Below are 9,933 nucleotides of genomic sequence, written 5' to 3' on the forward strand. Positions count from 1 at the left end.
CGGACGGCGCCGCGGCGGGCGCTCCAGGCTGGCGCACACGGCGCCGCCTGCCGCATAGTTCGCGATTCGTCGCCCGCGTTTCGCCCCGAACACGCCCGCGGCCGCCCCGATTCGCGCCGCGCAGCGCCTGCTGTGCCCGGTGCAATGGGCCTGATTCGTCTTCCGGAGCCAACCATGTGTGGAATCGTAGGTGCCGTCGCCGATCGCGAAGTCGGCCCCATCCTGATCGCCGGCCTGCAGGCCCTCGAATATCGCGGCTATGACTCGGCCGGCCTGGCCGTGCTGCAGGGCTCGGCGCTGGAGCGCCGGCGTACCCAGGGCAAGGTGCGCGAGCTGGAACAACTGCTGGCCGCCGAGCCCGCGCCCGCACGGATCGGCATCGCGCACACGCGCTGGGCCACCCACGGCGTGCCGAGCACGCGCAACGCGCATCCGCACGTTTCGTCGGATCTCGTCTCGGTCGTGCACAACGGCATCATCGAGAACCACGAGGCGCTGCGCCGCGAGCTGCAGGACGCCGGCTACGCGTTCAGCTCGGAAACCGACACCGAAGTCATCGCCCATCTGGTCGACGCGCTGCAGCGCGAAGGCCTGGACCTGGTCCAGGCCGTGGTCCGCGCGACCCAGCGCCTGCACGGCGCCTATGCGATCGCCGTGCTGTCGGCGCGCGAGCCCGACCGCGTGGTCGGCGCGCGCCGCGGCAGCCCGCTCGTCGTCGGCGTCGGTCTCGGCGAGCACTTCCTCGGCTCCGACGTGCAGGCCCTGCTGCGCGTGACCAACCGCTTCATCTATCTCGACGAAGGCGACGTCGTGGAGATCCGCCGCGACGGCTACCGCATCTTCGACGCCGACGGCCGTCCCGCCGCGCGCGACGTGCGCGAGACCGACCTGACCGCCGACGCGGTCGAGCGCGGCGAATACCGCCACTACATGCTCAAGGAAATCCACGAGCAGCCCGAAGCCGTCGCGCGCACGCTCGAAGGCCGCATCAATGGCACGCGCATCCTGCCCAACGTGTTCGGCGTCGCCGCGGAAACCCTGCTCGGCCGGGTCAGGCAGGTGCACATCGTCGCCTGCGGCACGAGCTATCACGCCGGTCTCGTCGCGCGCTACTGGATCGAGGCGCTCGCCGGCCTGCCCTGCTCGGTCGAGGTCGCGAGCGAGTACCGCTACCGCGACGTCGTCGTACCGGCCGACACCCTGTTCGTCGCCGTGTCGCAGTCCGGCGAGACCGCCGATACGCTCGCGGCGCTGCGCGCCGGCAAGGCCGGTGCGCGCTATCTCGCCGCGCTCGCGGTCTGCAACGTGCCCGAGTCCTCGCTGGTGCGCGAATCGGATCTCGTGCTGATGACGCGCGCGGGTCCGGAGATCGGCGTCGCGTCGACCAAGGCGTTCACGACCCAGCTCGCCGCGCTCGGCCTGCTGAGCCTGGAACTCGCACGCCTGAACGGCATCGACACGGCGCGCTACGAGCGCCTCGTCGGCGAGCTGTCCGCGCTGCCGCGCCTCGTCGCCGAAGCGCTGCAGCTCGAACCGCAGATCGCGATCCTCGCCGAACGCTTCGTCGACAAGCAGCACGCGCTGTTCCTCGGCCGCGGCGCGAGCTATCCGATCGCGGTCGAAGCCGCACTCAAGCTCAAGGAAATTTCCTACATCCACGCCGAAGCCTATCCGGCCGGCGAGCTCAAGCACGGTCCGCTCGCGCTCGTCGACGAGCACATGCCGGTGCTCGCGGTCGCGCCGAACAACCAGCTGCTCGAAAAGCTCAAGTCCAATCTCGAGGAAGTGCGCGCGCGCGGCGGCGAACTGTTCGTGATCGCCGACCAGGCCGTCGACGTGAAGCTCGACGCGGACCGCGGCGCGGTGCTGCGCCTCAACGTCGGCGACAGCCTCGTCGCGCCGGCCGTGTTCAACATTCCGCTGCAGCTGCTCGCCTACCACGTCGCCGTGCTCAAGGGCACCGACGTCGATCAGCCGCGCAACCTGGCCAAGTCGGTCACGGTGGAATGAGTTCCGGCGGAGGCGACGCAACGCCGCCTCCGCATCGACGGCCGACGGCCGCAACGGCCGTCCGGCGAACGCGTACTTTGTGCCGGCTCGAAGCGAACGGCGCTGCCGCCGCTGCAACGCCCGATCAGGGTCGACCGCCGCGAACGGCATCGCCGTCACCGTACGCCTGCGCGACCGCGGCCGACACGCCATCGGGTTGAAATCGATCGCGCCGTTCCGCGAGCACGCAGACCGGCCGCGGCACTTCCATGTTCCAGATCATGGAAAACGCGTGCGGCGCATTCTCGACCAACCCGGCCGCGCACGCTGCGCTGCGACGGTGCCGCGGTGCCGTTCGCGCCGATAGTGTTCGAGTACGTCGTCTGCTCTGCTTACTCGAAGCGCCAGCGCGTGATCGCCAAGGACGAGCTTGTGGTCGGGTCTGGAGCCTGACCAGTAGGCCCCTGCTCTCGGCCGCCCTGCGTAGCAGGCCCCGCGCAGAACAGCCTGCAGAGGAGCCCCTGGTTGGATCACCGCCGCTGAAACCCACGATTCCAAGGTTGGGTTCGCCCGGCCGAAGCCGTCATTTCGTCGGCAACCCGGCTGCCACTTCCCGGAACGATGCGAGCGCAGACTCGAGATGATCGATGATCTCCTGTGCCAGGACATCCGGAGGCGGCAGGTTGTCGAGATCATCGAGGCTCTCGTCCTTGAGCCAGAAGATGTCGAGGCTCGCCTTGTCGCGCGCAGCCAGGGTCTTGTAGTCGAAGTATCGGAAGCGCTCCGACTCCTTGCGCTTGTGCCGATTGGCCGGGTTGTACGCCTCGACGAATTCCTGCAGATCCTCGCGGCGCAGCGGCTTGGTCTTCAGAGTGAAGTGCTTGTTGGTGCGCAGGTCGTAGATCCAGACACCCTTGGTGTGGATCTTGCCGTCCTTCGGCCTGGCGTCGAAGAACAGCACGTTGGCCTTGACGCCCTGCGCATAGAAGATTCCGGTCGGCAGGCGCAACAGGGTGTGGACGTCGCAGGTCTCCAGCAGCTTGCGGCGGATCTTCTCGCCGGCGCCGCCTTCGAACAGCACATTGTCGGGCAGCACCACCGCGGCCTGGCCGGTGATCTTGAGCATCGAGACGATGTGCTGGAGGAAGTTGAGCTGTTTGTTGGAGGTGGTCTGCCAGAAGTCCTGGCGCTCGTAGGTCAGCGCGTCGCGGTCCTCCTCGCCGTCCTCGTTGGTGATGGTCATGCTGCTCTTCTTGCCGAAGGGCGGATTGGCCAGCACGTAGTCGAACGTCTGCTTCGGCCCGGAGATCAGGGCGTCGGAGCGGTCCACCGTCGGCTCGCCGTCGAGGTCGCCAATGTTGTGCAGGAACAGGTTCATCAGGCACAGACGGCGGGTGGCGGCCACGATTTCGTTGCCGAAGAAGGTCTGGTGGCGCAGGAACTTCTGCTGCTTCTTGTCCAGCCGCATGCCTTCGCGGGTGAGCCAGTTGTAGGCGCCGAGAAAGAAGCCGCCGGTGCCGCAGGCCGGGTCCGCGATCGTCTTACCGGGCTCGGGCTGCACGCATTCGACCATCGCCTGGATCAGCACGCGCGGGGTGAAATACTGGCCGGCGCCGCTCTTGGTGTCCTCGGCGTTCTTCTGCAGCAGTCCTTCGTATAAGTCGCCCTTGGTGTCGGCGTCGAGGCTGATCCAGTCCTCGGCGTCGATCATCTGCACCAGCCGCGCGAGCTTGGCCGGGTCCTGGATCTTGTTCTGCGCCTTGAAGAAGATCGCGCCGAGCATGTCGGGCTCTTCGCCGAGCTTGTGCAGGACCTTCAGGTAGTGCGCTTCGAGCGGCTCGCCGGTCTTGCCGCGCAGGCTGGTCCAGTCGCAGCTCTTGGGGATGTGGGTGTCGCGGTTGTAGGGTGGCTGCGAGTACTCGTGCGCCAGCTTCAGGAACAGCAGGTAAGTCAGCTGTTCGAGATAGTCGCCGTAACCGACGCCGTCGTCGCGCAAGGTGTGGCAGAAGTTCCAGATCTTCTGGACAAGGGCGGTGCTGTTCATGGTTACGGCTTGTCCGCTTTTTTGGTGGCGGCCAGGCGCTTGGCCTCGGCCTGCAGTTGCTTGAGATCGTCGTCGGCTTCCTGCTCGGCGGCCAGCGCTTCCATCGCGCGGCGGCGGGCATCGAAGGCGGCGTAGCGCTCGCCGACGATGGTCTCCATCTGCTCGTGCGAAATGCGGCCGGGACCGGTCAGCACAGAGCGCTCGTTGAAGCTCAGGAAGCGGTCGGTCTGCGCGATCCAGTCGGCCATGCGCGTCTCGATACGGCGCACGGCGCGGTCCTCGGCAAAGTCCAGGAACATCGTGACCAGCCGGTTGAGCTGGTCGAGTTCGGCCACGTCCAGGTAGTTCTTCGACACGACCGCATCGGACTTGCGCACACGATCGCCCGTCCAGTTGGTCAGCGCCATGTTGTCGGCGTCGGGGTTCGCTCGCTCCACGATCAACTCGGCAGCGGTGCGGCCGGTGATGGCATACACCAGCTTGTTTTGGATGGTGGCGAAGAAGGTCTTGGCGGTCTGCGCGGTGCCGTCGTAGTCGCTGCTGCTGGTTTTGAACAGGTCGCGCAGCTTCTGGTAGAAGCGCTTCTCCGAACTGCGGATGTCACGGATGCGGCGCAGCAGCTCGTCGAAGTAGTCGGTGCGCTCGGCGTCCTTCAGGCGCTGGTCGTTGAGGATGAAACCCTTGACCAGGTACTCGGCCAGGGTGGTGCCGGCCCAGCGGCGGAACTGGTTGCCACGGGGCGAACGGACCCGGAAGCCGATTGCCAGGATCATGTCCAGCCGGTAAAGCTGAACGGGGCGGCTGACCTGCCGCTTCCCCTCGGTTTGAACTGTCAAGTAATCCTTGACAGTTGCCTCGGCGGACAGCTCCCCCTCCTCCAGGATGTTGCGGATATGCAGGCTGATGTTCTGCTTGCTGGTCTCGAACAGCTCCGCCATCTCGGCCTGGCTCAGCCAAACGGTGCCGTCGGCGGCGCGCAGGTGGAGTTCGGTGCGGCCGTCCTCGGTGCGGTAGAGGATCAGCTCGCCTTGGTTGTCGCTCATGCGGTCTCCTTGGTCTTGCGGCCGCGCTTCCTTGCATGGGTGGCGCTGTCCGCAACCCGCGCGGCGCGGATGCGGGCCAGCAGTTCGCTGGCGGCTTCGTCGCTAGGGTTTTGCGGAACCAGATGACCGGCGAAGGCGGCCTTGAGCAGATTCTTCCGTTGGGCGTCCGCTTGCTCCAAACCTTTCGCCACTGCCCTTTCTTGATCTGCGATCGCGTGATTCTGCAACGCAAGAGCTTCGATTATCTGCGCCTGCTCAGCTAACGACGGCAGTGGAATCGACAAGGTAAAGAACCTGTCCTGCGTCAAATTCAGGCCACTGTCGTTTATGCCCGTCTTAAGGCGATCGATTTCATTCACGAAACCGGGCGCATTGAGAACAAGCTCGAGAAACGCGGGGTTGATCCGCGACTCGTCGCACCGGACCCGATATGCCTTGTCGCACAGAATCAGCCTTGATCTAGCCTGCCGCACAAGACAGGTGATTCCAACGCGAGATCTCGGACCAGCGCGTGTAACCAAAAGATCGCCGGATTTAAGTTCCAGGTGCTCCCGCGGCTTTAGGTTGCCCGGCAACTTCTTGTTGTGCGACCCGTCGAAGCTAAGCGGCTGTATTGCAGTTGTCTTGATAACGGCCCAACCGCTATCGACTGCCCCGTCCTCACATTTTGGGCTCCAGCCTTGACCGATCGAAACGACCAATTCCCCGAGAGGACGTCTCGCGTAGCTTGAACCGGAACCGGACGTCTCCACGGCGTCTTGGAGAAGAGACAGGCGGTACTGAGTCAGCTTGCGCTGCGCGGCCTTCAGCTCGGCCACGCCGGCGTCGAGGTCGGACAGCAGCTCTTCCAGCTTTTCAACGATGCGGATTTGCTCGGCGCGCGGTGGAAGTGGGAAATGTAGGTTAGCGACGTCTGACTTCCGGATGGAGGGAACGACCGACGCTCTTGCATCGGAGTCGAACTTTGTGATGGTCGAATACCAGTACAAATACTGAGGTTCAACCAACTCCGGATCTGCCCACATCCCCATCGTGTTGTTGTCGATTAGGGATGGAACCGTCGTGATCGCCCGTCTATTGAGGCGAAGTGCCTCGCCAATCTTGGCAAAAACGAGGGTGCCTGACGGCAATGGCTTCGCGCGGATGGAGGCCGCTTCTGCGCCGGAAAGAGAGTTGTCGGTTCCAAGCAAGAACCTTGAGCCTGAAGTCCAGGCGATCGAGATGTCACGGACTTTGTAGAACGGATACTCTTGCCCGCTTCTGCCCTGCATTTCCGTCGGGAATCCGTATCCCGCATAGAAATCGCATACATCTTCAAGCGTAACGCTGGCCCAACCAGCTGGCACTTCCGAACTACTCAAGCCACCAACTCCTCATTCATCTCGGCCAGCAGTTCATCCAACTGCTCACCAAATACATTCCACGCTTTCTGCAGCCCGCCCTTTCCGGCCAGCTGCGCGTAATCGAAATCGTCGCGCTCGATGCGGCAGCTGCTGGCGATGTGGTCCTTGACCAGGCGCAGCCACTCCATCTGCTCCGGCGTGAACGCGGTCGCGCGCCGCGCATTGTGGCGGAACACCCATTCGGCGAAGCGCTTGTCCACGCTGTCGGCGAACGGCCGCAGCTCCTCGTCCAGGCCGAGCGCGAAGCGCACGAGCGACACGAGGTCGGTCAGCTGCCGGCGCGCGCCGCTGCCGCGCACCTTGGTTTCCTGTACCCGCGCATAGGCCGACCATAGTTTTTCGGTCGTCAGCATCAGCGGCGGCTTCGACAGGGCGTCGTGCAGTTCCTCGATCATCTCGAGGGTCAGTTCCCGGCGACGGTAGGGCTGGGCGTAGAAGAAGCCGAGCGCGGCGATCTCGTCGCGGTGATTCTCCAGGAACTCGCGGAACTTGCCCACCGCGGCCTCGGCGTTGGCTTGCGCCTGCGCGGCGAACTCGCTGCGCGTGACCGTGTCGAGATTGACGTGATCGATCAGCTGCTCGCGCTCGCGCCGCGCCGATTCGATCAGGTCGCGCAGGTCCGGGGCGTCGAACGGCATGCACGCCGCGTCCACGCGCTTGCGCCGCGCGGCGTCGAGCTCGGCTTCGGTCAGCGTAGTCTCGCTGCGGGTGATGCCGGCAGCCTCGGCCGTGTCCAGCGCATCGGCGGCGACGCGGTCGGGGTCGACGGCCTGCAGCAGGCCGCGCGCGAGGTCCTGCAGGCCGAGGCCGCCGCTGGCCTGCTTGATCTTCGCCAGCACCTTGTCGTCGAGCTGCTTCGCCAGGCGCACCAGGCGATTGCCGAGGCTCAGCACGGTGTCTTCGTCCCGCGCTCCCACCGCCACGCCCTTGAGCAGGCTGTCGAGGCTGAGTGTAGGTTTGCGCTCCAGCGGCCGGCTCTCGGTCTTCAGCGATTTCTCCACGCCCACGGCGTCGATCAGCACGAAATGGGTCTTCGCCCCGTCGGCGGAGTTGCTGACCTTCTTCAGCGATTCGGCATCGAGGCTGCGCACGCCGCGGCCCTTCATCTGCTCGTAGTAGCCCTTGCTGCGCACGTCGCGCATGAACAGCAGCACTTCCAGCGGTTTGACGTCGGTGCCGGTGGCGATCATGTCCACAGTGACGGCGATGCGCGGGTTGTAGTCGTTGCGGAAGCTGGCGAGCACGCTGTCGGCGTCGTCGCCGGGAATGACCTTGCCGGTTTCCGGATCGACGCCGGCGCGGTAGGTGACCTTCTTGCAGAAGGCGTTGCCCTCGCCGTAGACCTCGCGCACGGTGCGGATGATGTCGTCCGCGTGACTGTCGGTCTTGGCGAAGATCAAGGTCTTCGGCGTTTCCTTGCGGCGGGGGAAGATGGTCGTCTCCACCGCTGTCTTCATCGCCCGGATGACCTGCCGGATCTGGTTGGGGTTGACGACCGACTTGTCGAGATCGGCAGCGCCGTAGACAGTGTCTTCCTCGGTCTGCGCCCAGCGCTTTGCGCGAGTTTCACGGTCGCGGTGGTCCACCCATTCCTTGGCCCTCAGCTCGGCGCCCTTGCTCGTGATCTCGGTCTCGATCTCGTACACGTCGTAGCCGACGTTGACACCGTCGACCACGGATTGCTCGTAGCTGTATTCGGCGACGACGTTCTCGTTGAAGAAGCCGTAGGTGCGCTTGTCCGGCGTGGCGGTCAGCCCGATCAGAAAGGCGTCGAAGTAGTCGAGCACCTGTTTCCACAAGTTGTAGATGCTGCGGTGGCACTCGTCGATGACGATGAAGTCGAACTCCTCGATCGGCACCTGCGGATTGTAGTGAACCAACCGCGCTTGGTTGTCGGACTGGCCGACTTCGTTGAGGGAGATGTCTTCGCTGGTTTCGGCCAGCTCGGTGCCGCACAGGATCGAGTACATGCGCTGGATGGTACTGATGCAGACCTGCGCGTGCGGATCGATGCTGCTGGAGGAAAGCCGCTGCACGTTGTACAGCTCGGTGAATTTGCGGGCGTCGTCCGGTGGCGTGTAGGCCATGAATTCCTGGTGCGCCTGCTTGCCCAGGTTGCGAGTGTCGACCAGGAACAGGATGCGCTTGGCGCCGCCGAACTTGAGCAGGCGGTAGACCGACGTGATGGCGGTGAACGTCTTGCCGGCGCCGGTGGCCATGTGGATCAGGGCGCGCGGCCTGTTCGCTGCCAGGGAGTTCTCGAGGCCGGCGATCGCGTTGACCTGGCAATCGCGCAGATTGCGCCGGGGCAACGGCGGCATCTGCGCGAGCCGGCGGCGCAGGGTGTCGGGCTGCGCCGCCCAGCCGGCCAGCGTCTGCGGACGGAAGAAGTAAAACAGCTCGCGAGCCCGCGGCGCGGGATCGGCATCGTCGGTGAAATAGACGATCTTGCTGGTGCTTTCATACAGGAAGCGCAGCGGAGCACCGCTCTTGCGCCATTTCAGCGGAGCATTGGCGTAGCGCTCGGCCTGGATTTCATGGGCGCTGAGATTGTGGCCGGCTTCGTCGCGCTTGGCTTCGATCACGCCGACGGGCTGACGATCGACGAAGAGCAGATAGTCGGCCGGACCGGCATCGGTGGGATATTCGCGTACTGCGACCCCCTGGCCGGCGCCCAGATTGATCCGCTTCGCATCCTGAACGATCCAGCCCGCGGCTTCGAGCTTTCGGTCGATGAGCTGGCGTGCCTCGGCTTCCGGCGTCATTCGCTTCCCCAGGAAAGCGCAGTCCCCAATCGCTCCAAGCTTAACCTGCAGCAAGAGGGGCGCCCAACGTGGCTTCTGCCGGGTTGCGCCGGATACAACGCCGAGGGAAGCCCCAAAGGTCATGGTGGCCTTGGAACAGAGGCACGCAGCATCGCTGGACGGACGCACGTTCCAGATCGGCCCACTCATGCGAGCCGCGCGCGGCTGTCTGCAGCACCGCGGCGCATACGCAGCGGCGCCTCGGGCTCCGCGCGGCGACGGCGCGCATAACGGCCGGGCGGCTCGCCGACGTGCCGCGCGAAGGCCGTGCTGAATGCGGCGGCCGAACCGTAGCCGGTGCGTTCGGCGACGTCGGCCAGAGCCATCGGCGTGCGCTGCAGCAGGTCCTTGGCCAGGGCCATGCGCCAGGCCAGCAGGTATTCCATCGGCGGCAGGCCGAGCTGGCGCGTGAAGCGTTCGAAGAAGGCCGAGCGCGACAAGGCCGCGGCCCTGGCCAGGCTCGCCACGGTCCACGCGCGCGCGGGCTGGCGGTGCAGCTGGCGCAGGGCCGGCGCGAGCCGCGCGTCGGCGAGCCCGCGCACCAGGCCCGGCGGCGCGGCGATGTCGGGCGCCGCACGCAGGGCTTCGATCAACAGCAGTTCGACGAGCCGCACGAGCACGAGCTCGTGGCCCGGTCGCCGCGCCGCGGT

General features: G+C 65.5%; 7 protein-coding genes. 1 reads left to right on the forward strand and 6 read right to left on the reverse strand.

What is annotated here, in order from left to right; all coding sequences use genetic code 11:
* The first annotated feature begins 174 nt into the window (after positions 1–174).
* Positions 175–2,010, forward strand: coding sequence for a glutamine--fructose-6-phosphate transaminase (isomerizing) (glmS, locus tag NON22_RS14935; protein ID WP_257387744.1), 1,836 nt, complete (start codon positions 175–177; stop codon positions 2,008–2,010).
* A 124-nt stretch (positions 2,011–2,134) separates the two neighbouring features.
* On the opposite strand, the gene NON22_RS14940 is transcribed toward glmS, so the two are convergent.
* The 6 genes from NON22_RS14940 to NON22_RS14965 all read right to left on the reverse strand — a co-directional run.
* The gene (locus NON22_RS14940) at positions 2,135–2,272 is read right to left on the reverse strand and encodes a hypothetical protein (RefSeq protein WP_257387745.1); all 138 of its coding nucleotides are present in this window, start codon (positions 2,270–2,272) and stop codon (positions 2,135–2,137) included.
* Positions 2,273–2,572: 300 nt separating this feature from the next.
* Positions 2,573–4,033, reverse strand: a complete 1,461-nt coding sequence (locus NON22_RS14945) for a class I SAM-dependent DNA methyltransferase (RefSeq protein WP_257387746.1) — start codon at positions 4,031–4,033, stop codon at positions 2,573–2,575.
* A 2-nt stretch (positions 4,034–4,035) separates the two neighbouring features.
* A complete protein-coding gene (locus NON22_RS14950; protein WP_257387748.1) occupies positions 4,036–5,076 on the reverse strand; it encodes a virulence RhuM family protein in 1,041 nt (346 codons plus the stop codon).
* Positions 5,073–6,437: a restriction endonuclease subunit S gene (locus NON22_RS14955; protein ID WP_257387749.1), complete on the reverse strand. Its 1,365-nt coding sequence runs from the start codon at positions 6,435–6,437 to the stop codon at positions 5,073–5,075. The genes NON22_RS14950 and NON22_RS14955 overlap by 4 nt, the downstream gene beginning before the upstream one ends.
* The gene (locus tag NON22_RS14960) at positions 6,434–9,433 is read right to left on the reverse strand and encodes a type I restriction endonuclease subunit R (RefSeq protein ID WP_257387750.1); all 3,000 of its coding nucleotides are present in this window, start codon (positions 9,431–9,433) and stop codon (positions 6,434–6,436) included. Before NON22_RS14960 ends, NON22_RS14955 begins: the two co-directional genes overlap by 4 nt.
* The coding region (locus NON22_RS14965) for a helix-turn-helix domain-containing protein (RefSeq protein WP_257387751.1) at positions 9,430–9,933 on the reverse strand (504 nt) is incomplete at its 5' end. The genes NON22_RS14960 and NON22_RS14965, both read right to left, overlap by 4 nt.

Source organism: Tahibacter caeni (assembly GCF_024609805.1).
Taxonomy (GTDB): domain Bacteria; phylum Pseudomonadota; class Gammaproteobacteria; order Xanthomonadales; family Rhodanobacteraceae; genus Tahibacter; species Tahibacter caeni.

What these genes read in the sequence shown, in the direction of transcription:
- glmS (WP_257387744.1), top strand. Translation starts at nt 175, where the DNA reads ATGTGTGGAATCGTAGGTGCCGTCGCCGATCGCGAAGTCGGCCCCATC.
- NON22_RS14940 (WP_257387745.1), bottom strand. Translation starts at nt 2,272, where the DNA reads ATGATCTGGAACATGGAAGTGCCGCGGCCGGTCTGCGTGCTCGCGGAA.
- NON22_RS14945 (WP_257387746.1), bottom strand. Translation starts at nt 4,033, where the DNA reads ATGAACAGCACCGCCCTTGTCCAGAAGATCTGGAACTTCTGCCACACC.
- NON22_RS14950 (WP_257387748.1), bottom strand. Translation starts at nt 5,076, where the DNA reads ATGAGCGACAACCAAGGCGAGCTGATCCTCTACCGCACCGAGGACGGC.
- NON22_RS14960 (WP_257387750.1), bottom strand. Translation starts at nt 9,433, where the DNA reads ATGAGTGGGCCGATCTGGAACGTGCGTCCGTCCAGCGATGCTGCGTGC.